Raw genomic sequence first — 22568 nt, 5'->3', positions numbered from 1 at the left:
CAGATGGAGGAACGTGTAAAGGCTGATATTTGGTATATGGAGCATTGGACAATGTTGCTTGATATATATATCATTTATAAGACGGTGGCGAATGTAGTTGTAGGAGAAAAGAACGCATATTAAGACTAGTAAGGTCAAAGAAGAGAATTATAAAATATGGGTAGCATTTGTACATATCTAAGTTCACATATAGCATCATTTTTTTCTAGTGGTAGTGCACGTAGTATTGCTGTGAAGAAAAATATAGTGGGTTCTTTACTCCTTAAATGTATTAGTATTTTAATTTCTTTACAGGTCGTTCCTTTAACGATTGATTATGTAAATCCTACACGTTATGGTATTTGGCTTACAATCAGTTCCATTATTGCTTGGCTCTCTTATTTTGATTTAGGATTTGCGCATGGCTTTCGTAATCGGTTTGCGGAAGCGAGAGCAAAAGGTGAAAATGGTTTAGCTAAAGAGTATGTTAGTACTACATATGCAGTTCTTTTTTTACTTTTCTTTATTGTTTTCCTTATTGCATTTGTAGTTAATAATTTTTTAGATTGGGGGGAACTTTTAAATATAGCTCCTAGTTATAATAAAGAACTTCAAGTTGTATTTGGGATTTTAGCATGTTTTTTTTGTTTGAATATAGTAGCAAGTGTATTTACTACGATGTTAATGGCTGATCAAAAACCGGCATTAGCATCTTTAATTCAAACTGGAGGTCAATTACTAGCTTTCATTGCAATTTATATCCTTACTAAAACAACGATGGGTAGTCTTGTTGCTTTAGCTTTTGTTTTTTCAGGAATTCCCTGTTTCTTACTTATACTGCTGTCTGTAGTTCTTTTTTATACTAAAAAATACAAAGATATTGCTCCCTCTATTAAAAGTATCCGTTTCTCTTTGACTAAGAATATATTGGGTTTGGGAGGACAATTTTTTGTTATAACAATTTCAGCATTGTTCATTTTCCAATTTATCAATATTTTAATTTCTCGTATAAAAGGTCCTGAAGCTGTTACACAATATAATATTGCATATAAATACTTTAATGTAATCGGTATGGTAGTAGTTGTTGTTTTAACGCCATTTTGGTCTGCTTTTACCAATGCTTATGTGCAAAAAGATTTTGTGTGGATGAGGAATATTGTGATAAAGTTAGAACGAATGTGGTTGTTGACTATTCCAGTTCTTATTATTATGGTGTCATGTGCTGATTTTTTGTATAAATGGTGGGTTGGAGAGAAAGTACAAATATCTCTTTCTTTATCTATCAGTATGGCTGTATATGTTTGGTTTCAAATTGGGGGTAATGTATATATGTATCTTATTAATGGAACTAGTAAAGTCAGATTACAGTTGATGGTTTATTTAATATTTGCTGTTGTTTCAATTCCAGTCATAAATATTTGTTGTATTCATTATGGCATTGAAGGAGCTTTAATTGTTCCTACTATTGTTTTTGGGTTACAGGCATTAGTGGGAAAATTACAGATAACGAAAATTATAAATAAAGAAGCTAAAGGAATTTGGCTCAAATAAAGTTTAATAGTACTCTGTCGAAAGCATATACCATATCTTTGAGGGCGATTCTGAAATAATAATCTTTATACAAATCGCTTGCACGTTTGATAAGAACTTGAGCGAAATTTTTATAAATAAGACAATCTTTATTCTCATTCATCTTTGTAATAGTCGATTTATGTATGGGGTAGTCCCAAATGATATGGTTTGGAAGAGAATGCAGTAAGGGTAGCTTCTATTACTACTCGAAGACTAGAACTCCTTGTGAACTGAGCATAACTCATAACCATGAACTGGTCACGACAAGTGAACTTCTTGGTTTTGTAGTCTCTTTTATATTTGTAAATACATTTTTTGAGTTCATAGTCAATAACAAGAATCATGCCTTTGAGCAAAGGCAGTCTTTCCGTTTAGCATGATGAATCTAAATAAGAGGATTACATCTACCAAAAGTATTGATTCTTTATCGAAAAAATGATAAACCATTATAAACTATTGAATATTAATTAAAAATGTTTCGGAATTCTATTTCGGACACTAGTGTTATGAATAATGAAAATGTATTTCGTTACAACAGGGGGAGGCTTAGGTAATCAGATTATGTCATATGCTTTATGGCTATATTTGAAAAAATCGGGATGTCGAACGATTCTTTATCTTAGAGTTAATCATTTGTCGAAAATATTTAATGTAAAGGGGGGCTTGATAAAGAAGCCTTACTTTAATTTTTTTATATTTGTAATAAAGCAGTGGGGTAATTATATTAGAGTCTTTAATCGATTTTTTCATAGAAGAAAAGTTGTAGAATATTCTTCTTTGTTGGGAATAAATGTGATTGATTATCCGGAGTGGATGGATTATAAATTTATTAATAGGATACTACCTGAATTGAGACAAAATTTGTCATTTCCTGAAGATGATAATGATAATAATAAGCGTATTATAAATATGATGCGAGAGTCAGATTCTGTTAGTATCCATGTTCGAAGAGGTGATTATCAGAACTCTGTTCATTGGAGAGTTATTTTAGGAGATATTTGTGATAAAAAATATTATGAGGATGCAATTGAAAAAGTTTATTCTCTGTTGTCTAAACCTGTTTTTTTTATTTTTTCAGATGATATAGAATGGGTTAAGTCTAATCTTAATTTAGATCATCCAGTTTTTGTTGATTGGAATCAAGGAGAAAATTCGTTTCGCGATATTCAGTTAATGTCGTATTGCAAAGTGAATATAATAGCTAACAGTACTTTTAGTTTATGTGCATCTTGGCTTAATGTAAATACGAATCCAATACGAATTGTTCCTTCTAAATGGTTGAATAGCTATTTTGATAATTTATTAATTAAATATATACCTTCTGATTGGATTATTATTAATAACAAAAAACCAACCATTTCTATCATAACTAGTTCTATTCTTTCAGAGTGTTCTATAAAAGATATTTTAAAACAACGATATTCTGATTTTGAATTAATACTTAATGATAGTGGTGAGGTGAAAATTTTTGATGGTCGGATTAAAAACGGAGAGATAAATGGTAGATATATTTATAATTACACGCAGAGTGATTCTTTAAAATTTAGAAATCGAAATTATCTCTGGAATTGGTTATCGAAAATATATGCAGACGAATTATATGGATGATATCGTTTTATTATTAACAGCTTGTATTAATCCTAATGGGATGTCGTATACTGTAGTTCAGGATATTGAATTACGTAAAAAGCAGTATAGAGAGAGTTTGTCTTTTTATTTAACTCATACCAAATATAAAATTGTTTTTATCGAGAATTCAAATACAGATATATCTTGCCTATATCAAAAAGAAATTTCTGAAGGTAGATTAGAATGTATTACTTTTGATGGGAATAATTATGATCGTTATTTAGGGAAAGGCTTTGGAGAAGCTTTAATTTTGAATTATGCATACATTCACTCAAAATTAATTGCTCAATCCCATTATATCGTAAAAATAACTGGTAGAGTAATTGTTGAGAACGTGATAGAATTAATAGACTCGTGTTCTTTGGATAAGAAAAGTGTGTATTGTGAATTGGGGTTAAGAGAGAAAACTACAGTTTCAGTATTTTTCATAGCTCATAAAGACTTTTATCCATTATTTCTTTCGAAAAGAAATTTGATTAATGACTTTTCTAAGTGCTATTTCGAAAAAGTATTATTTCAGTCTATTTTAGAATGGAGAAAGGATATTCATCATAAATATTCTCCTTTCTATTTACCTGTCCATTTGAGAGGAATATGTGGAACTTCTGGTGCTGTATATCCTACTGGAAATAGAGTAAAGGCTTTTGTAAAATATATATTATACTTATTTTTTAAACGATTTCTTTTTATAGAATAACTAATGTCGCATGAAGGATACTATGGGAATTGGAGATGATTCTTCTCTATCATCTTGTGCTTCTTCTGTTATAGGGGAAGGTATTTCAGAGAAACATTATTCTAGCTTAAAATGCTCTAAAAAAAAACATAGTATTTTAGTTGATAATCTTTGTGTATTTGCTATGTTACTTGTTTTAATAGGGCATGCTGATGTCGTTGATCATTATCGTACATTATGGATTTATAAGTGGGTTTATCTTTTTCACATGCCTTTGTTTTTCTGTGTTTCGGGATATCTGTTTGCATTAACTGAAAGTTACAGTTTGAAAGTAAGTACATTTGTTAGGAAAAAGACATTTCGATTGTTGATACCTTTAGTCGTAATTACAACGATTGGATTCCTGCTAAAGTCACAAATAGGAATAGCAGCAGAACGTCCTGTTAGTACGGACTTTATATCTTATTTGCATTGTTTTCTATATCCTAATGATAATCCTGTTGCTTATCTTTGGTTTCTAACTGTCTTGTTTGAAATTCAAATTCTCATATTTGTTTACTATAATTTTTTGGCTATTAATGTAAAATGGTTGCTTCCTATTGCTATTGTGGCATTCTATATTATTCCAGAAATAAATTTTTTGTATGTTTCACAAGCAATTTATTACATTGTATTTTTTGTATGCGGAATATTGTTCTGTAGATATGAAAAAGAAGTTATTGATTACTTGCATTTAAGAAGCTGGGGTATGATGATATTATTGGGAGTGCTTTCTGTTAGTTCTCCATATATCATATTACCAATTTATTTTGCAATTATATATGCATTGATAGGAATATTTTTTAGTATTTCATTAGTGTTGAATCTGCAGAAAAAAAACATCAAAATATTCCCGAAATTACGTAAATATACTTATACTATTTTTTTGTTGTCGTGGTTTTCTCAATCATTTTGTCGTACGGTTCTTATGTCTCATTTTAATTTTTCTTATTGGCCTTATATTACTGTGATTTCCTTTATTTCAGGTTTATTTATCTCATATGGTATTGGAGCTGTAGCAAGTAGATATTTAAAAACAGGAGTGTTGGCCCGATTTCTTCGGATTTCTATGGGATTATAACTTGTTTTTGTTGCAAGTTGGTGATGTATGTGTAATTAATATTTTCAGTATAAATGTAAATCAAATTTTGAAATGAAGTTATTATCAATTATTATTGCTACATATAATGCAGGTAATACATTAGATGCTTGCTTGACAAGTATAACTAAACAGAAAAGTAGTGAGATAGAACTATTAATTATTGATGGGGGGTCCTCCGATAAAACTCTTGATATAATTCATTCCTATGGAGATAAAATAGATGTTTTAATATCTGAGCCAGATAAAGGTATTTATGATGCATGGAATAAAGGTATATCACATGCAACAGGGGCTTGGATTATGTTTATAGGGGCTGATGATATATTGGTTGAGAATTCATTGTCACCCTATATACAGTATGTTAAGCAAATATCTACCCAAAATTATGATTTAATAACTGCGTGCGCATATTTTGTCGATTTGAAAGGTAAATTGATAAAGAAAGTGGGTGAACCTTTTAGTTGGGAAAGAGAAAAAAGGAATATGAATATTTCTCATGGTTCCACCTTACATAATAGAAATCTTTTTCAAAAAATAGGTAAATATTCATTGGAATATAAAATATGTGCTGACTATGAGTTGTTGATACGAGAAGGACAAAATCTTTGTTGTGCATTTTATAATCAGGCGGTACTTGTGTTTAAAGTAGGTGGGGCTAGCTTTTCTATGGAATGTCAGTATGAGACATTCAGAATCAGAAAAAAATATCATACCGTACCTTTAGTTATCAATCTGTATCTGTGTTTGAGGAGAATGGTAGGGATTATGTTGAAATCTATTGTATACATTACCAAATAGAATAACAATAGTGTCATTGACTTCTAAGAAATATTACTTTTTACTTTTTCTTATTGTTCTATTGATTGGGTTTCAACAATTCCCAGTTCTTCGTATAGGGGGAAGTTTTAAAATATATGAGCTACTATCTTTGATTCTACTATTAAAATTTAGGAATCATGGATTTTGGACTAGTAAGCTTATTGCATTATGGGTATTATTTGTACTTTCTCCTATTGTCAGTTTTTGCTATTCATGGCTTTTTCTTGATATCCCTTCTGATTTTTATTTGCGTTACCCTGAAGCAACAGAGTCTTTCAAATTTGGAAATAGAATATTTTCAGTATTGCAAATAATATATATGCTTTTTTGTTTTTCAGCTCTCTCGGGTATCTATCGAGAACGACGACTATATAAATATTTTGATTATCTGCGGAGGTATATTGTGATTATAGGAACATGTATAGCTGTATATTCTTTATTTGCTCTTTTTGTTTATGATCCAATACCATATTTACCTTCGTTTCTTCAAAATAAGTCTGTTTATGATTTTAGAAGTAGCGGTCTATCTCAAGAACCAGGGAATTATGTAATCTATCAAGTGTGGGTTGTGTTATTTACTTATTATGCGAAAGAACTATTTTCAATAAAAGTTTGGTTATTTATGCTGACAATAAATGTTTTATCGTTATTTTTCACATTCTCAACTTCACTCATTGCTTTTGTTGTATTGATTATATTGTCTTATTTTCTTTGTTCTACAACTAAAAAACAAAAGATATCCATTGTATTTATATCCTTTATTTTCTTTTGTGTCGGATATTTTGTATTACTTGAAAGTGGGTACTATGATTTGTTTGAGACTTTATTTTTAAATAAAGCAACCAATTTTTTTTATGCGCCAGATCATACATTGGATAGTGGCAGTTTTAGGAGTTATACAGGTCGGATTGGATGGGAAATTTTTTATAATCAGCCTCTTTTGGGTGTGGGAGTAGGAAATAGTGTTTATTATATGCATTTATATGAATTTAAGATGGGAATTGTGAATTTTGGGGATACGTTGAGTTTAGGAATATTCCCTCAAAATCTTTATGCTTGCGTATTTGCAGAACAAGGACTTATTGGTGGTTGTGCTTTACTGTTTTTTTTATTAGCAGTAGTGAAGGAACTATGGAAATATCGGAATGAAAAACCTTATGGACGAATGTTTTTTGTAGGAGGTCTTTTTAATGTTGCAGTAACACTGTCTAATCCTCTCGTTTATGCATTGTTTATATGGGTATTTTTGGTATTGGCTTTGGGTTATAATAAGTATATTCATGAAAAAGATTCTAATTTTTGAGGGTAGAGAAACTATAGGTGGGGGACAAATCATAACGAAGCGTATTTGTGACATCCTCTCATCCAAATACGATGTCTCTGTATTTATTCCGGGTCAAGATAATGGTATATCTAACTTATTGTCTAATTATAAACAATACCACTACCAATTAGTGCCATATTCTAGTGGAAAAAAAAGAATAAAAGATTATTTTTTATTCTTTTATAATGCATTTTTTACATATCAAATGCTACGTAAGTTATTAAAGGAAAAGCATTTTGATTTGTTGTACATTCAACACCAAAATATTCTTCCTGTTTGTGTATTAGCAAATTGGGGGGTAAGAAATAAAATAGTATCCCATCTTCATGTTATTTATATCGATAAACAAGCAAGAAGAATGATATGTTGTTTTTTGAATCATAAGTACGTGAAAAGAATCTTTGGTGTATCAAGATATACACTTTCGCAGTTATCTCAGCAAAATTTGAAAAAGAGTTCTATATTATATAATCCGATTCCATTAAGAGAAAAAATAAAGATAAGTTGTTCATCTCATAAAATAGCAATAGTAGGGGATGTTGTTAGATTTAAAGGTCATCACATTGTGTTTGAAGCGATGCAATCTTTACCCGAAAATAGTGAGCTTCATGTAATTGGCAACCTTTTGGATAAAAAATATTTGGAACAACTGCAGTCTTTCTCGATTAAGTGTGTCTATACCGGATTAATATCAGATGTTGCAAATTACCTTGTTGAAAATCAAATAAGTTTAGTGATAATTCCTTCCATTTCTCCTGAAACATTTTCTTTGTCAATGACCGAAAGCTGGGCACTAGGTATTCCTACAATTGCTACTGATGATTATGGAATGAAAGAAATTGTTGAAAAATATATACCACTTTATTGCGATGTTATATTGTTTAACAAGGGGGATGTTGTTGATTTAGTAGCAAAAATTTTAAATCTTTATAATGATGAATGTTTATATCGGAAAGTTTCTGATGCTGTTTATTGTGTTATCAGAGAGCATTTAAATGAAGGAAAATTTAAAAAAAGACTTTTGAATGAAATATCATCAATTATATAAATAAGGTTGATCAAATATGAAAGTAGCTATCATCCAAGAATGGTTAGTAACCGTTGGCGGTTCAGATAAAGTAGTCAAAGCTATTGCGGATGTATTTCCTGACGCAGATATTTACACCTTAGTTGCTAAAAAACAAGTTTGTGACGAATTAGGGATTGACTGGAATAAAGTCCATACATCATTTATTCAGAAGTTGCCTTTAGGGGTAAAGAAGCATAGGATGTATTTGCCTATATTTCCGTTTGCAATAGAACAGTTTGATTTACGGGGATATGATGTGATTATATCATCTTCTCATGCTGTAGCCAAAGGAGTTCTAACCAAAGCGGATCAACTGCATATTTGTTATTGTCATTCTCCTATTCGTTATGTATGGGATATGTATCATGAATACTTGGAAGAATCGGGGTTGACAAAAGGCTTGAAAGGATATCTGGCTAAATATATGCTTCACCGTATTCGTAAATGGGATTTGATATCCAGCTTCCGGGTTGACTATTTTATAAGTAATTCAGATTATGTGGGACGTCGAATTCAGGAGACATATAGGCGGGATGCTGTAACAATTCACCCTAATATTGATATTTCTAACTTTGATTTGTGCGTAGAGAAAGAAGATTTCTATTTAACTAGTAGTCGTTTGGTGGGATATAAGAAAATAGATCTTATTGTCGAAGCTTTCAGTCGTATGCCTAATAAAAAGCTGGTTGTGATTGGTGGAGGTCCTAATTTGGAAAAGATACGTAAGATTGCCGGGCATAATGTAACTGTCATGGGATATCAGTCATTTGCGGTACTAAAAGAAAAGATGCAGAAAGCTAAAGCCTTTGTTTTTGCAGCAGATGAGGATTTTGGTATGATTCCGATCGAAGCGCAATCATGTGGGACTCCTGTTATTGCTTATGGCAGGGGAGGTTCTTTGGAAACAGTAAAAGAAGGAGTAACAGGTCTTTTCTTTTATGAACAAACTGTAGAATCGATTATTGATGCAGTAGAAAGATTTGAAAAACTAGAAACATCGTTTGATCCTAAAATAATACGTAACCATGCGGAGACTTTTTCGGAAGAACGTTTTAAGAAGGAAATAAAGGAGTTTGTAGAGTTAAAATATAATGAATTTAATCATCTATTGAAATGAGTTATTTTATATTTGGCGGTTCCGGTTTTATCGGTACGCATCTTATTGCTCTAATTGATAATTTATATCCGGGTACAAAAATATACAATCTGGATATTGTGGAGAATAGCCATGAAGGTAAATCTACATATATCAATTGTGATGTTCGTTCTGAAATAAATATTGATGTTCCCGTTACTTCCGAAGACGTCATCTTTAACTTTGCAGCCGTTCATCGTACCCCGGGGCATCCGGACCAGGCTTATTTTGAAACGAATATTCGTGGTGCAGAGAATGTATGTGCTTTTGCCGAGAAGTTCGGGATAAAGAAAATCGTTTTTACCAGTTCCATAGCTCCTTATGGTGCAGCAGAAGATTTGAAAACAGAAGAGACGCTTCCCACACCGAACACGCCTTATGGAATTTCTAAGTTAGTGGCTGAAAAAATACATACGATTTGGCAGGCAAAAAAGTCGAACGAACGACAACTTACTATTGTTCGTCCGGGTGTGGTATTCGGTAAAGGGGAAAATGGTAACTTTACTCGTTTGTATTGGGGTATCCGTGGCGGTAAGTTCTTCTATCCGGGCCGTAAAGATACGATTAAAGCTTGCATTTATGTGAAAGAATTGGTTCGCTTTATGTTTTATCGTTTAGAGAATCATAATGAAGGAGTAGAGTTATATAACTGTACATATGAACCAGCTTTTACTATCGAGCAAATAGTAGAAACGATGAAAAAGGCTACGGGAGTACAACGTACTGTTGTCGAGGTGCCGGGAAGTCTTCTAATGACAGTTGCAAGGATTGTCGGTCCGTTAGGGGGAAAAGCTTTAGGTATTTGTCCTGCTCGTGTGAAGAAGTTAATGATTTCTACTAATATATGCGGAAAGAAATTGGCTGATTCGGGGTATAAGTTTCATTATACATTTGAAGAAGCTATTAAGGATTGGTATAGAGATAACGATAATAAGTATTTGAGATGATTTTTCTGAAACAATTTGGGTATATAAAATAAATGTTGAGATGTAATAAACACGTGAGTGTTTCGTATGTGAGATGAAAAAATGTAGGTCCCTAGCTTCATGCTGTTTACAGCATGATTCTCCTACATTGTGGATTAGAAATAGCGCGACGGCGCATTTCTAATCTACGCCCTGACATCGGAGGTTAAAGCCGATGTGAATTTCCCACTATATCAACTGTCTGTGAAGATCGTTGATATTTCCTGATTTTACGTATAGTGATGTATTTAGATACACAAATATAAAGAAAAAACATTGGGAGATTTGTATCGAAATATCCCAATGTTTGATTTCAATCATTGAGATGTTTTTTTCAAATCTTCCGATGTTTTTCTGACTCTCCAAAAGGACAAAAGGACAAAAAGGACATATATGACTGTTTTTATTCATCTTAGTATAAGAATCATGAGGTATATTGCTGATCTTTATTATGTTAAATGATTTTGTAGACGTGTTACCTTACGAATGTTGAAATCGTGTTTTGCGCCAACCTGAATCGTTTTGTCTGTCATGAAATGATTGGGCAACTCTTGAACAAAATTACCTATATTGTCAGGATTATTTGGTGAAAGGGCCGTGCTTGGAAAGAAGAGCGATATCTTGTTCGCGTTTGCTTCCGCCTTCAATAATACAATCATTCGACAATAAGGTAAAATTATTGTGCAAATTTCGGGGGAATAAAGGAGTTCCTTTCTGGAATTCCTCTCCCAACTAATAGGCTTCGTCGTTGGTATTGGAATTTTTATAGTACCATAGGGGATTTTTGTCCTTATGTCCTTTTGTCCTTTTGAAAGGAGGGCGCGTTGGTGGGGGAAAGAAGAGGTGTGTTAGATTTGTAACTTGCTTGTATCCAGTAGATAAACTCTCGTTGCTTTTTTAGGGACGAAAATTTGTATGCTCGAAAAAATGCAGGAAGCTCACGTAATATGCTTTTTTGTGAATAGTGTCAGTGACAGTTGATTTTAGCAGTGAATCGCTAATTGTTTCCCTATGTGGACAATATTTGATAAGGTAATAAAAACTGAAATATTATAAATTATTAATCATAGAATGACATGGCAAAAGAAAAACAGAAACCATACGAGTTTTTAAGCAATTTGGTATTGGCTTTAATGGGAACGGATCGTATTTTCAGTAACAGTTTCTTTTCCAGCGAATTTGCTATTTCTCCTAATACTCTGAGTGAGATAAGACGGGGAGAGGATATGTGCATTTATCAGTATGTACGGGTGATACGGTGTATGATGAAGTATCTTCATTTAATTGTTCGGATGGATATGTTATTGAAGGAATTAAGAGCCGTATTAGCTTCCAATTGTGATTTGGTGGTTGCTACGGTTCCGCACCGTTTTCACGGAACTTACCAACCGAAAGAGTGGGTGGTAGTAATGCATTGGGATGGTATAAAATAAATGTTGAAATGAAGAAATATGTAGGTCCCTAGATTCATGATAAACTCATGAAATCCCTACATTTTGCAGGTTAGAAATCGTACAGCGGTATATTTTTAACTTGACCCTCGTATCGGTGTAAAAACTGATATGTATCTATATGTGAAATATACCAACTGTCTGTGAGGATCGTTGGTATATTGCGCTTTAAGGGAACGTTGTACCATAGGGGAGTGGAAAATAGAATAGATGGTTAAAGAATACAAAAAAAGAGCAAACTCATAATATTCCTAAATCTTTCCGGAATCTGTATCGTTATTTGTAGCATAGAATAAAGTATAGTATTAACGCTAAAAGAATAACGATTATGAAGAAATTTCTATCTCTACTTGTACTGGCTCTGGTAGCCGTGCAGTTTTCATTCGCAAAAGATGTGATAACTAAAGACATGAATCAGTTGCCGCTTCCGGCACGTAATTTTATCAATAGTAATTTTACAAAGCCACAGGTTGCCCATATCAAAATTGATAAGGATATGATGGAATCTACCAAGTATGAAGTGTTATTGATGGATGGTACGGAAATTGATTTTGACAGTAAGGGAAACTGGGAAGAGGTAAGTGCTAAGAAAGGGCAGACTGTTCCTGTTAGTATTGTTCCGGGATTCGCTGTCAACTACCTGAAAGCACATAATTTTGTGAATGAAGGAGTGACGAAAGTGGAACGTGACCGCAAAGGGTATGAGATTGAATTGTCTACCGGGCTTTCTTTCAAATTTGATAAGAAAGGAAAATTTATCAAGGCTGATGATTAACTAGTTGCAGTAAATAGACCTAAACAAGAAGATAACTATGTGGAGATTTAAGTTTAGCGCATGGGCAGTAGTGTTGCTTATGACTGCCCTTTCTTTCGGCGCATGTGATAATGACGATGATGATACTTTTGTTCCGCCCAGTAATATTACGGAGGCCTTGAAACAGGTATATCCGGCTGCCCAGAATATAGAATGGGAGATGAAAGGTGCTTATTATGTAGCTGACTGTTGGGTGAGCAATGATGAATTGGAAGTCTGGTTTGATGCTAATGCCAACTGGGTGATGACAGAAAATGAACTGAACAGTATCGATCAGTTGGTGCCGGCTGTTTATACGGCTTTTATAGATTCTAAATATAACGCGTGGGTAGTGACAGATGTATATGTGTTGACATTTCCACAGAATCCGATGGAATCTGTGATTCAGGTGAAACAAGGTAGCCAGCGCTACTCGCTTTATTTCACGCAGGATGGCGGATTGATACATGAGAAAGATATCAGTAACGGAGACGATACGAATTGGCCGCCAACTGAATAATTTTTAATCATAAAAATGACAACGGACTATTTCTATAAAAGGAATGGTCCGTTGCTTTTTATAATTACATTTGTTTGTAATCCTTGGCCAATCCTCCTTCACTTGTTTCTTTATAGAGTGACGGTAGGTCATGTCCGGTCTGTTTCATCACTTGCACTACTTTGTCGAAAGAGACACGGTGCATGCCATCGGTGAAAGCTGAATAAAGATTAGCATCCAGCGCACGTGCGGCGGCGTATGCATTTCGTTCGATGCAGGGAATTTGTACCAATCCGCATACCGGGTCGCAAGTCATTCCCAAATGGTGTTCCAGGCCCATTTCTGCTGCATACTCAATTTGTGCAGGACTGCCCCCGAACAATTGATTGGCGGCAGCCGAAGCCATTGCGCAGGCAACACCTACTTCTCCCTGACAACCTACTTCTGCTCCGGAAATGGATGCGTTGAATTTGACGATGTTGCCAAACAAGCCGGCAGTGGCTAACGCACGTAAAATGCGCATATCGCTAAAGTCACGGCTTTTTTGAAGATGATAAAGTACGGCGGGCATGACTCCGCAGGAGCCACAGGTAGGAGCGGTTACTATTTTACCGCCGGAAGCATTTTCTTCACTTACTGCCAAAGCATAAGAGAAGACGAGCCCTCTGGATTGCAGGGATTGTTTGTATCCGGTAGCACGTATGTAATAAGTGGAGGCTTTCCGCCGGAGATTTAGTGGTCCGGGTAGTACGCCCTCTGCTTCGAGTCCACGGTGAATGGCATCTTTCATGGTAGCCCATACTTCAGCCAGGTAGTCCCATATATCTTCTTCCTCACATTCCTTTACGTATTCCCAATAACTTTTTCCGGTATCTTCACACCATTGGAGTATTTCAGTCATGTTTTCCATACCATATACATCGGGGCTTTCGATGGTTGGATTGTCATTATTTTCTGCCAGTGCACCACCACCGATGCTATAAACAGTCCAATTCTCCTGCACTTTATCGTTGCTATCCAGAGCTGCAAATGTCATTCCGTTCGGATGGAACGGTAGAAAGACTTTGGGCTGCCACACAATTTCTACCGGGGCAGTGGGTTGCAAAGTGTCTATAATGGCTACATCCGTCATGTGTCCTTTGCCTGTAGCAGCTAAACTGCCGTAAAGGGTTACTTTAAAAGATGCAGCATCCGGATGACGTTCCAGAAACATTTCGGCAGCTTTACGCGGTCCCATAGTGTGGCTACTGGAAGGTCCTGTGCCTATTCTATATAGCTCTTTTATCGATTTCATGACTGATGATGTGTTTTTGTTAATACCATTTCTTTTTTCTGAAGTACAAATATACAATAATACCGATAATTGCCATTACAATCCAGGCAAATAAATACCCGTATTGCCATTCGAGCTCGGGCATCCATTTGTAATTCATTCCCCATACTCCGACCAGAAATGTCAAAGGGATAAAGATGGTGGATACGATGGTTAACCTCTTCATGATGTCGTTCATACGTAAATCATTGTTGGAGATGTACAGATCGACTAATGAGGAAAGAGTTTCCCGGCAGATCTCAATGGTCTGTAATACAAATTGCAAGTGGTCGTTTACATCATTGAAAAAGGCACGGTTCACTTTGTGAATAAGCAGGTTTTCTGCCCGTAGTAACTTTATATATTGTTCTTTTAGTGGAAGGATAGATTTTTTCATCAGCATATATTGGCGTCGTAATGCCTGAATCTGAATACCGATGTCATCACCGCTGGTGATGGTGAGCAGTTCTTCTTCCAAATCTTCGAGTGCGTCATCAATGGAAGAGATTGTTGAAATATAGTTTCCCATGATGCTGTTGAGCAGCACGCTAAGTAGATAATCAGTCTGGCGGCTACGTATCTTCAGGACATCATTGCGCAGGGCGGAACTGACATCATCGAAGAAGTCGGTTTCTTTTTCGAGGAAAGTAAGTACGTAGTTATTACCTAGAATAAGACAAACTTGCTGTTGGAGCAACTCGTCCAGTTCGTCTTCTTCTTTATGTTCGTTGGGGTAGAATATTTTTAAGATCAGGACGATGTATTTGTCATGCTCTTCTATCTTGGTAGGATGATCCGCATTCAGTATATCTTGCAGGACTAGGAAGTCTATTTCAAAATGACTGCAAATTTCCCGGATAGTCTCCGTATCTTTCATTCCGTGTATTTGTAGCCAATTGATCCGATCGCTGTTCAGTGTTCCCTTGATGGCTTGAAAGGTGTCGTTGGCGCTTTCCTGCATCTCGGTAGCATTGTAAGTACAAAGATGTAAGTGGGTAGGAGTAAGACTGGCTCCTGTGTAAATAAGCTTTTCGCTTAACAGATTATTCTTCATGCTTTATTCTCGTTTTAGAAAACCACTGTAACAAAGGTAGTGGTTTTCTAAATGAGAACAAGTTCTTTGGACGTTTTGTTTACAGGTTAGTCAAAATCGACTACTGTGATTCCGGCACCGCCAAACTGCACATGTTCGTCGGCATAGTGGCTCACTCCCGGTACGGTGGCCAGATACTGGCGGATTAATGTACGAAGTATTCCCGTTCCTGTGCCGTGAAGGATGCGTACACGGTCCATGCCGACTAATATGGCGTCATCGATAAAATAGGTGACTGCTTGCAGAGCTTCGTCTCCACGCATTCCACGTACGTCAATGTCTTGTTTGAAGCTAAGCTTCTTTTCGTACATTTGGTCATGCGTCTGGCTACTGACAAAGGTGCTTTTGGCGATTCCTTCCATCTTGGGTGCATTATTACTACGTTCCAGACGGTCTATTTTTACGGTCGTTTTTATGCTTCCAAAAGCAACGGTTGCATTTTTACCATTGATTTCCATCACTTGACCGACACTTGTCTGTCCTTTGATTTTTACATTTTCACCTACTGCAATCGGCACTACTTTAGGAGCACTTGACGGGGAAGAGACTGCGGCTTTCGGTTCGTTTTTCTTATTTTTCTTCCGTTCTTGTTTCTCCTTTAATTTCTTCATTTTCTGTGCAATCTTCTCTTCGTGCTCTTTAGAAGCCAGCGCATCTAAAGAAGTACGGAAGTCTGTCAGTTCCTGACGTGCCTGGCGTGTCTTTTCCTTTTCAGCTTGTGCTTCCTTGATTGTGCGTATTGTGTTTTCAATGCGTGCATTGGATTCCTGAAGCATCCGTTCCGCTTCTTCTTTTGCTTGCCGGATGATCTCTTTCCGTGATTTCTGCAACTCTTCCATTTCCGTTTGGTAGCGGGCAATGGTTTCTTCCATGTGTTTTTCCCGTTGACGGATCGTTTGACGTTTTCCTTCCCAGTAACGCTTGTCGCGCACGATGTCCTGAAGGTATTTGTCGGCATTGATATATTCACTTCCTACGATTTCCGAAGCATCTGCAATGACATCTTCCGGCAATCCGATTTTTCGTGCGATTTCTACGGCAAACGAACTTCCGGGATTTCCGATTTGTAGCTGGAAAAGTGCTTGCATGAGATGGCGGTCGTAAAGCATGGCTCCGTTCACTACTCCTTCATGATCTTCGGCAAAATGTTTCAGATTCTGGTAGTGGGTGGTGATGACTCCGAATGTTCCTTTCTGGTTGAAACGTTTCAGGACGGCTTCGGCAATAGCACCTCCAATTTGCGGTTCCGTACCTCCACCGAACTCGTCAATCAGGATGAGGCTCCGTTCGTTGCAACTCTTCATCATGATTTTCATATTGGTCAAGTGAGAAGAGTAGGTACTCAAATCGTCTTCAATAGATTGCTCATCACCAATATCGATAAAGATGCTGCTGAATATACCGGCGTGACTGCGTTCGTGCAAGGGAATGAGCATACCGCATTGCAACATATATTGCAGTAAACCGACTGTTTTGAGGCAGACGGACTTACCTCCGGCATTCGGACCGGATATAATAAGAATGCGTTGTTTTTGATTCAGTTCTATATCCAGTGGTACGACTTTCTTTCCGTGTTTGGCAAGTGAAAGTTGTAATAAAGGATGCACAGCCATTGTCCAGTCCAGTAGTTGCTCATTCTCTACGGCGGGTTTCAGACTATTGGTCTGTATGGCGAAATAGCTTTTCGCGCGGATAAAATCTATTTCTGCCAGAAATTCGTATGATTGAAGAATTTCCGGGATAGACGGACGGAGAATGTTTGAAAACTCGGTAAGGATGCGAATAATTTCGCGTCGTTCGTCGCCTTCGAGTTCGCGAATACGGTTGTTGGCTTCTACGACTTCCGCCGGTTCTATAAACACTGTTTTCCCGCTAGCGGATTCATCGTGTACAATACCTTTGATTTTTCGCTTGAGTCCGGGTGCGACGGGGATCACCAAACGTCCGTCACGCATGGTGGGAGCTACGTCTTTATCTACGTATCCTTCGGATTGTGCGCTGCGCAGAATGCTGTTTAACGAGCGGGAAATATTTCCCATTGTACTGGCAAGCTCGCGACGTATACGGGCTAATTCGGTGGAAGCATTATCCTTGATTTTTCCATATTTGTTAAGGATGCCGTCTATTTTTCCTATCAGTTGAGGGAAAACGGCTATATCTCCTGCCAGTCGTTTCAGACTGGGGTAGGGGGTGTCGTTCTCTTCTTCATCTTCATTCCGATGGAGAAAGCGTACAATGTCACGGATGGTTTCTAATGAACGGCGCAGGTCGAATAGTTCTTGCTCGTCCAGATACATTCCTTCTATCCGCACTCGCTTTAGTGAAGGGCGGACATCAAAGAAAAATTGATCGGGAAATCCGTCTTCTTCCTGGATGATACGGACAAACTCTGTTACCTGGTTTAATTTCTCCTCTACTTCTTCATGTTGCTCGGAAAAGGTCATGTCTGTAACTCTTTCTTCGCCTAAAGTGCTAAGACACTTATCTTTTAGTAACTGTCTGATCTGGTCGAATCCTATCTTTTGCTCAAAATTTTGAGGGTATATCATATCTTTGTTCTTACTAATGGACTGCAAAAATACGATTAATTCGCGAAAAAATTATCAGAATGTTTGCAGATTTAAAAATGATTCGTACCTTTGCACCGCTTTCAACGGAAAGCACTTCTGATAAAGGAGTTTTGGAGAGGTGGCAGAGTGGTCGATTGCGGCGGTCTTGAAAACCGTTGTACTGCGAGGTACCCGGGGTTCGAATCCCTGTCTCTCCGCTTTTAAGCATTGAATATCAATGTGTTATAGAATAAGCATCCTAATTAAGGTATCAGAAAATGACCTTATGGGATGCTTTTTTATTTTATGATATTTTGGGGTGATTTGATTCCAATTTAGTGTATTAACAGGGAAAATTTGCAGACAGGAAAATTCTCTGTATCTTTGCCGACATGGCGCAAAAAGGTGAGTTACATATAAGAAATAAGCACAATGGTCAATACGATTTTTCGTTGTTGATAGAAAAATATCCTCCACTTAAGAGATTCGTATCACTTAATCCTCTGGGTGTACAAACTATAAACTTTTTTAATCCGCAAGCAGTAAAAGCTTTAAATAAAGCATTATTAATCAGTTATTATGGCATTCGGTACTGGGATATACCGAAACAATACTTGTGTCCACCCATTCCCGGAAGAGCGGATTATATTCATTATATTGCCGATCTTATTCAGCCGGATAGGGTAGCGAACGATTTGCAGACAGAGGAGGAAGATGCGAACGAACAGAAAACGAAATGCAGATGTCTGGATGTTGGGGTAGGTGCAAATTGTATTTATCCGATTATAGGGCACACAGAATATGGATGGACATTTGTGGGCAGTGATATTGATCCGGTCTCGATTGAGAATGCACGAAAGATAGTGACTTGCAACCCGGTATTGGCACATAAGATTGACTTGCGACTTCAGAAAGACAGTCAGAAAATTTTTGATGGAATTATCATGCCTGGCGAGTATTTTGATGTTACGATATGTAACCCTCCGTTTCATAGCTCGAAGGAAGAAGCGGAAGACGGAACCTTGCGCAAATTGAGTAGCCTGAAAGGGATGAAGGTGAAAAAAGTACAATTAAATTTTGGCGGGAGTGCGAATGAACTTTGGTGTGAGGGTGGAGAAATCCGTTTTATACTGAATATGATCTCCGAGAGTCAGAAATATCAGAAGAACTGTGGATGGTTTACCAGCTTGGTTTCAAAAGAAAAGAATCTTGAAAAGCTATGTGCTAAATTGAAGTCTGTGAATGCATCGGAGTATAAGATTATCAGAATGCAGCAGGGAACTAAAAGCAGCAGAATATTAGCCTGGCGATTTTCTAATAACTCATAATAATGAGTGCTTATTGATCTGTTATTTTTAAACCTATTAAATAAAATATTATGGAAACAAATTACATCACTTTGACGAAGGAGAATATTGCGGACGAACATATATGCTGTGCCTTTTCGGATAAGAAATGCAAAGATAGTTATGAGTTAAAAAAAGCATGGCTGAAAAAAGAGTTTGATAATGGTTATGTTTTCAGACGTATTGATGAACGGGCAAAAGTGTTCATCGAATATGGTCCTGCTGAAAAGGCGTGGGTTCCTGTCAGTGCTCCTAATTATCTGATGATAAATTGTTTCTGGGTATCGGGTAAATATAAAGGATGCGGGCATGGCAAGGCTTTGCTGCAGTCTGCTATTGATGATGCGAAATTGCAGGGAAAAGATGGTTTAGTTACCGTAGTGGGCACTTCTAAATTTCATTTTATGAGTGATACAAAATGGCTGCTGCGACAAGGTTTCCAAACTATAGAAAAACTTCCTTACGGATTCAGTTTGTTGGCTTTGAAAATAAATCCGGCTGCTCCCGATCCTTCATTCAACGACAGTGTATTGACAGGTGAGTGTCCCGACCGGGATGGAATAGTAGTGTATTATACTCATCGCTGTCCGTTTACAGAATTCCATGTTCGCGGTTCTTTGGTCAATGCAGCCAAGAGCAAGGATCTCCCATTAAAAATAATAGAATTAGAAACCATGGAACAAGCACAATATGCGCCTACACCAGCCACTATCTTTACTCTTTTTTATAATGGGAAGTTTGTTACAACCGATTTGAGCGCGTGTATTGAAGCCCGGTTGGGGAAGGCTTTAGGCTTGTGATTCTGTGAGATGAAGATTTATCAGAAACTAGGATTGGGATAAGAAGATAGCTAATGTTTCTTATTTTAATTTTGCAAAATTAAGATGCACCTTGCACTTTTTGTGGAAAATACATATCTTTGGATGCTGAATGATTAAAACACGGTAAGATCTTATGCGTTTTTTTGTATGTATTTTGGTGCTTTTATTTGTACACAATCAATTTTCGAGGGCTGATAAAACTTTAACTGATGATTCTCTGTATACGGAGAAATATATCAGGAATATTTATATTCCCGAACCTAGGCGTGCTCTGCAATTACTGGACGAAGTGGAGAACAGGAAAACGATTCCTTTGCGGGTTGTAAATGAATTGCGTAGTTTATCATATAGTAATATGTATATGAATAAACTAGCATTTATGTATGCAAGGAAAGCTTATTTGCTTGATTCTCTATATCAAAAAGATCCGAAACACATGCTGAAAATGACAGTACATTTGGCTGAATTTTCGGCAATGATGAGCAAATATAATGAAAGTATGCGTTATGCATTAGATGGAATCAGGCAGGCGCAAGAATTAGGGAACAGGGAAGCCAAAGCCAGGTTATTTTTCTGTATGGGGGAGAATAATTGGAGATTATCTTTTAAAGATAAAGCATACGATTATTTTAACCGGACTATTGAGCTTTTGCGGGGCTCAAAGGAGATGCGGGAAATGATGCTGCTCTCTTATTACTATGGAGCAGAAATGAGCTTTTTAATGAATGATTCTCGAATTGATGAGGCATTGAAAGTGGGTTTTGAGCGTGAAAAGCAGATTGAACGGCTTAAGGAAGTACCTCAAATCTCTGAAGATTATGTAGATGGCCAATATAGTTATTTATATGCCAAATTAGCTTACATCTATTGCATGGAGAAGAAATATGAGAAGGCGGAGCAATATTATCAGAAATACTTATCAAAGAAAGAGTCTCATACTCCCGACGGAAAAATGTACTCGGTTCCTTATTTGGCGCTTTCCGGACAATATGAAAAGGTTATTGATAATTGCAGGGGGTTCAAGGAATTGATGAGAACCCAGCAGGATACTTTGAATGAACAGTATCTGACTGTCCTTCGACAGGAGGTGAAGGCATATTTGGGTATGCATAAATACAAAGAAGCTGCCGAGATACGTGAAACGATTTTAACTATAACAGATAGTATCAATACCCGGGATAGAAACAATGCTGCATTGGAATTGAATGCAATGTACGGCGTTTCTGAAAAAGAAGAATATATTGCCGAACAGGCTTTTCAATTAAAAATAAGAAATATTACCCTCTGTTTTCTTGCATGTATTGTTGTGTTGACTCTGTTTATCGTTTGGCGTTTGTGGCATTTCAATCATATAGTCGAATATAAGAACAGGATGCTTGCCAGGCTTATAAACGAGAAATTTGCTAATAGAAAAGATGGGAACCAGTTATCGGAAGTATACGAACAACTGGCTGTTGTGTCGGAGGTTGAACCGGAACGTATTTCACCCGAAGAACTGGAAGAACTTGCTAACGATACAGATAAAGAAAGTGGGGAAGAAGAAGAGAATAAGAAGATATTTCAGGAACTGAATGATATCGTTATTCAGAAACAGTTATATCTTTCTTCAGAATTGTCGAGAGAAGATCTGGCACAAATCGTACATCTGAATAACGCACGTTTTGCGAGGATGATAAGAGAATGTACCGGAACCAATTTCAATGGATATATCAATGAATTGCGCATTAATTATGCCATTGAACTGATGAAAAAGCATCCTAATTATACGATACGTGCCATTGCGGATGAGGCCGGATTTAATAGCACCCCGATTTTATACAATCTTTTTAAGAAAAAGACGGGAATGACTCCTTACGAATTTAAAAAAGCACAGGATTCGTTACAGAATTGAGTGGATTCTGCTAAACAATTTTCGCATTTTCCGGTTTATCTATTTATAATTAACTATAAATAGAAATGATACAGGTTAGGATAAAGCGGGTTTACGAAGATTTTTCAGAAACAGATGGCTACCGGGTACTGGTAGATAAATTATGGCCACGTGGAATGAAGAAAGAATGGCTTAAGTACGATTATTGGGCAAAAGACATCACACCGTCTTCCACATTGCGTAGATGGTTTCACGAAGATATTCCCGGACACTGGGAAGACTTCGTCATACAGTATCAGAAAGAACTTGACGCTTCTTCCTCAATGGCTGATTTTCTGACTCTTATCAAGCCGCATCCGGTGATAACATTGCTTTACGCTTCCAAAGAACCGGTGTATAATCATGCCCGTATCCTCCGCGATTATCTGGAAATGCGTTTGAAAGAGTGAAATTAAAGTAATTTTTATCTGTTTACGCTTTCTGTCGTTCACTCAATTTCCTACCTTTGTAATCTAAATCAAAATC

At 36.5% G+C, this 22568-nt stretch carries 21 protein-coding genes and 1 tRNA gene; 18 read left to right on the top strand and 4 right to left on the bottom strand.

Features of this window, described 5'->3' with window-relative positions; translation table 11 throughout:
- Positions 1-123: sugar transferase (locus tag DW862_RS05835; RefSeq protein WP_133304313.1), on the top strand; the 123-nt coding region annotated here is incomplete at its 5' end.
- A 33-nt stretch (positions 124-156) separates the two neighbouring features.
- Positions 157-1530, top strand: a complete 1374-nt coding sequence (locus tag DW862_RS05830; protein WP_074911389.1) for a lipopolysaccharide biosynthesis protein — start codon at positions 157-159, stop codon at positions 1528-1530.
- A 158-nt stretch (positions 1531-1688) separates the two neighbouring features.
- On the opposite strand, the gene DW862_RS26715 is transcribed toward DW862_RS05830, so the two are convergent.
- Positions 1689-1895, bottom strand: coding sequence for a DUF4372 domain-containing protein (locus tag DW862_RS26715; RefSeq protein ID WP_074911391.1), 207 nt, complete (start codon positions 1893-1895; stop codon positions 1689-1691).
- 169 nt (positions 1896-2064) lie between these two features.
- Between DW862_RS26715 and DW862_RS05820 the strand changes: the two genes are divergently transcribed.
- From DW862_RS05820 to DW862_RS05765, 11 genes are all read left to right on the top strand, one after another.
- A complete protein-coding gene (locus DW862_RS05820; RefSeq protein ID WP_081357953.1) occupies positions 2065-3159 on the top strand; it encodes an alpha-1,2-fucosyltransferase in 1095 nt (364 codons plus the stop codon).
- Entirely contained in the window at positions 3152-3877 is a 726-nt protein-coding gene (locus tag DW862_RS05815) for a hypothetical protein (protein ID WP_133304312.1), read from the top strand. Before DW862_RS05820 ends, DW862_RS05815 begins: the two co-directional genes overlap by 8 nt.
- A 10-nt stretch (positions 3878-3887) precedes the next feature.
- Positions 3888-4976, top strand: a complete 1089-nt coding sequence (locus DW862_RS05810) for an acyltransferase family protein (RefSeq protein WP_074911397.1) — start codon at positions 3888-3890, stop codon at positions 4974-4976.
- Between the two features lie 72 nt (positions 4977-5048).
- Positions 5049-5795 (top strand): glycosyltransferase family 2 protein, encoded by a 747-nt coding sequence (locus tag DW862_RS05805; protein ID WP_074911399.1) that lies wholly within the window; start codon positions 5049-5051, stop codon positions 5793-5795.
- Positions 5796-5811: 16 nt separating this feature from the next.
- Positions 5812-7119, top strand: a complete 1308-nt coding sequence (locus DW862_RS05800) for an O-antigen ligase (RefSeq protein WP_081357954.1) — start codon at positions 5812-5814, stop codon at positions 7117-7119.
- Complete coding sequence (locus tag DW862_RS05795; protein WP_074911402.1) at positions 7097-8188, top strand: glycosyltransferase family 4 protein; 1092 nt, start codon at positions 7097-7099, stop codon at positions 8186-8188. Before DW862_RS05800 ends, DW862_RS05795 begins: the two co-directional genes overlap by 23 nt.
- Before the next feature lie 16 nt (positions 8189-8204).
- Positions 8205-9326, top strand: coding sequence for a glycosyltransferase family 4 protein (locus tag DW862_RS05790; RefSeq protein WP_120067445.1), 1122 nt, complete (start codon positions 8205-8207; stop codon positions 9324-9326).
- Positions 9323-10291: an NAD(P)-dependent oxidoreductase gene (locus DW862_RS05785; RefSeq protein WP_074911406.1), complete on the top strand. Its 969-nt coding sequence runs from the start codon at positions 9323-9325 to the stop codon at positions 10289-10291. Before DW862_RS05790 ends, DW862_RS05785 begins: the two co-directional genes overlap by 4 nt.
- A gap of 1094 nt (positions 10292-11385) precedes the next feature.
- Positions 11386-11742, top strand: a complete 357-nt coding sequence (locus tag DW862_RS05775; protein ID WP_008770851.1) for a hypothetical protein — start codon at positions 11386-11388, stop codon at positions 11740-11742.
- Between the two features lie 346 nt (positions 11743-12088).
- A complete protein-coding gene (locus DW862_RS05770) occupies positions 12089-12535 on the top strand; it encodes a PepSY-like domain-containing protein (RefSeq protein WP_004315194.1) in 447 nt (148 codons plus the stop codon).
- 37 nt (positions 12536-12572) lie between these two features.
- Positions 12573-13073, top strand: a complete 501-nt coding sequence (locus tag DW862_RS05765; protein ID WP_004315193.1) for a PepSY-like domain-containing protein — start codon at positions 12573-12575, stop codon at positions 13071-13073.
- Positions 13074-13137: 64 nt separating this feature from the next.
- Here DW862_RS05765 and DW862_RS05760 read toward each other — a convergent pair whose 3' ends face one another.
- From DW862_RS05760 to DW862_RS05750, 3 genes are all read right to left on the bottom strand, one after another.
- Complete coding sequence (locus DW862_RS05760) at positions 13138-14346, bottom strand: L-serine ammonia-lyase (protein WP_004305771.1); 1209 nt, start codon at positions 14344-14346, stop codon at positions 13138-13140.
- A gap of 19 nt (positions 14347-14365) precedes the next feature.
- On the bottom strand, positions 14366-15418 hold the full coding sequence (gene corA, locus DW862_RS05755) for a magnesium/cobalt transporter CorA (protein WP_008021512.1): 1053 nt from the start codon (positions 15416-15418) through the stop codon (positions 14366-14368).
- 86 nt (positions 15419-15504) lie between these two features.
- Complete coding sequence (locus DW862_RS05750; protein WP_120067444.1) at positions 15505-18006, bottom strand: endonuclease MutS2; 2502 nt, start codon at positions 18004-18006, stop codon at positions 15505-15507.
- Positions 18007-18139: 133 nt separating this feature from the next.
- Here DW862_RS05750 and DW862_RS05745 point away from each other — a divergent pair.
- The 5 genes from DW862_RS05745 (at position 18140) to DW862_RS05725 (ending at position 22492) form a co-directional block, all read left to right on the top strand.
- Positions 18140-18224 (top strand) — tRNA-Ser (locus tag DW862_RS05745).
- A 174-nt stretch (positions 18225-18398) separates the two neighbouring features.
- Positions 18399-19334, top strand: coding sequence for a 23S rRNA (adenine(1618)-N(6))-methyltransferase RlmF (rlmF, locus tag DW862_RS05740; protein ID WP_120067443.1), 936 nt, complete (start codon positions 18399-18401; stop codon positions 19332-19334).
- Positions 19335-19384: 50 nt separating this feature from the next.
- Entirely contained in the window at positions 19385-20152 is a 768-nt protein-coding gene (locus tag DW862_RS05735) for an N-acetyltransferase (protein WP_120067442.1), read from the top strand.
- Positions 20153-20306: 154 nt separating this feature from the next.
- Positions 20307-22064 carry an AraC family transcriptional regulator gene (locus DW862_RS05730; protein WP_118407655.1) on the top strand — a complete coding sequence of 586 codons (1758 nt, stop codon included), beginning with the start codon at positions 20307-20309 and terminating at the stop codon, positions 22062-22064.
- Positions 22065-22129: 65 nt separating this feature from the next.
- The gene (locus DW862_RS05725; RefSeq protein ID WP_008021523.1) at positions 22130-22492 is read left to right on the top strand and encodes a DUF488 domain-containing protein; all 363 of its coding nucleotides are present in this window, start codon (positions 22130-22132) and stop codon (positions 22490-22492) included.
- The last annotated feature ends 76 nt before the right edge of the window (positions 22493-22568 follow it).

This window comes from Bacteroides sp. AM37-9, from assembly GCF_003603455.1.
GTDB classification, from domain to species: domain Bacteria; phylum Bacteroidota; class Bacteroidia; order Bacteroidales; family Bacteroidaceae; genus Bacteroides; species Bacteroides xylanisolvens.
Note: the sequence above shows the minus strand (reverse complement) of the source record. Positions and strands in the feature narration are given on the sequence as shown.

Bases quoted from the DNA above. Each gene is read 5' to 3' on its own strand.
- DW862_RS05760 (WP_004305771.1), bottom strand. From the start codon at position 14,346: ATGAAATCGATAAAAGAGCTATATAGAATAGGCACAGGACCTTCCAGT.
- DW862_RS05790 (WP_120067445.1), top strand. From the start codon at position 8,205: ATGAAAGTAGCTATCATCCAAGAATGGTTAGTAACCGTTGGCGGTTCA.
- DW862_RS05765 (WP_004315193.1), top strand. From the start codon at position 12,573: ATGTGGAGATTTAAGTTTAGCGCATGGGCAGTAGTGTTGCTTATGACT.
- DW862_RS05785 (WP_074911406.1), top strand. From the start codon at position 9,323: ATGAGTTATTTTATATTTGGCGGTTCCGGTTTTATCGGTACGCATCTT.
- DW862_RS05735 (WP_120067442.1), top strand. From the start codon at position 19,385: ATGGAAACAAATTACATCACTTTGACGAAGGAGAATATTGCGGACGAA.
- DW862_RS05810 (WP_074911397.1), top strand. From the start codon at position 3,888: ATGAAGGATACTATGGGAATTGGAGATGATTCTTCTCTATCATCTTGT.
- corA (WP_008021512.1), bottom strand. From the start codon at position 15,418: ATGAAGAATAATCTGTTAAGCGAAAAGCTTATTTACACAGGAGCCAGT.
- DW862_RS05820 (WP_081357953.1), top strand. From the start codon at position 2,065: ATGAAAATGTATTTCGTTACAACAGGGGGAGGCTTAGGTAATCAGATT.
- DW862_RS05770 (WP_004315194.1), top strand. From the start codon at position 12,089: ATGAAGAAATTTCTATCTCTACTTGTACTGGCTCTGGTAGCCGTGCAG.
- DW862_RS05830 (WP_074911389.1), top strand. From the start codon at position 157: ATGGGTAGCATTTGTACATATCTAAGTTCACATATAGCATCATTTTTT.
- DW862_RS05815 (WP_133304312.1), top strand. From the start codon at position 3,152: ATGGATGATATCGTTTTATTATTAACAGCTTGTATTAATCCTAATGGG.
- DW862_RS05775 (WP_008770851.1), top strand. From the start codon at position 11,386: ATGGCAAAAGAAAAACAGAAACCATACGAGTTTTTAAGCAATTTGGTA.
- DW862_RS26715 (WP_074911391.1), bottom strand. From the start codon at position 1,895: ATGATTCTTGTTATTGACTATGAACTCAAAAAATGTATTTACAAATAT.
- DW862_RS05795 (WP_074911402.1), top strand. From the start codon at position 7,097: ATGAAAAAGATTCTAATTTTTGAGGGTAGAGAAACTATAGGTGGGGGA.
- DW862_RS05805 (WP_074911399.1), top strand. From the start codon at position 5,049: ATGAAGTTATTATCAATTATTATTGCTACATATAATGCAGGTAATACA.
- DW862_RS05730 (WP_118407655.1), top strand. From the start codon at position 20,307: ATGCGTTTTTTTGTATGTATTTTGGTGCTTTTATTTGTACACAATCAA.
- DW862_RS05750 (WP_120067444.1), bottom strand. From the start codon at position 18,006: ATGATATACCCTCAAAATTTTGAGCAAAAGATAGGATTCGACCAGATC.
- DW862_RS05725 (WP_008021523.1), top strand. From the start codon at position 22,130: ATGATACAGGTTAGGATAAAGCGGGTTTACGAAGATTTTTCAGAAACA.
- rlmF (WP_120067443.1), top strand. From the start codon at position 18,399: ATGGCGCAAAAAGGTGAGTTACATATAAGAAATAAGCACAATGGTCAA.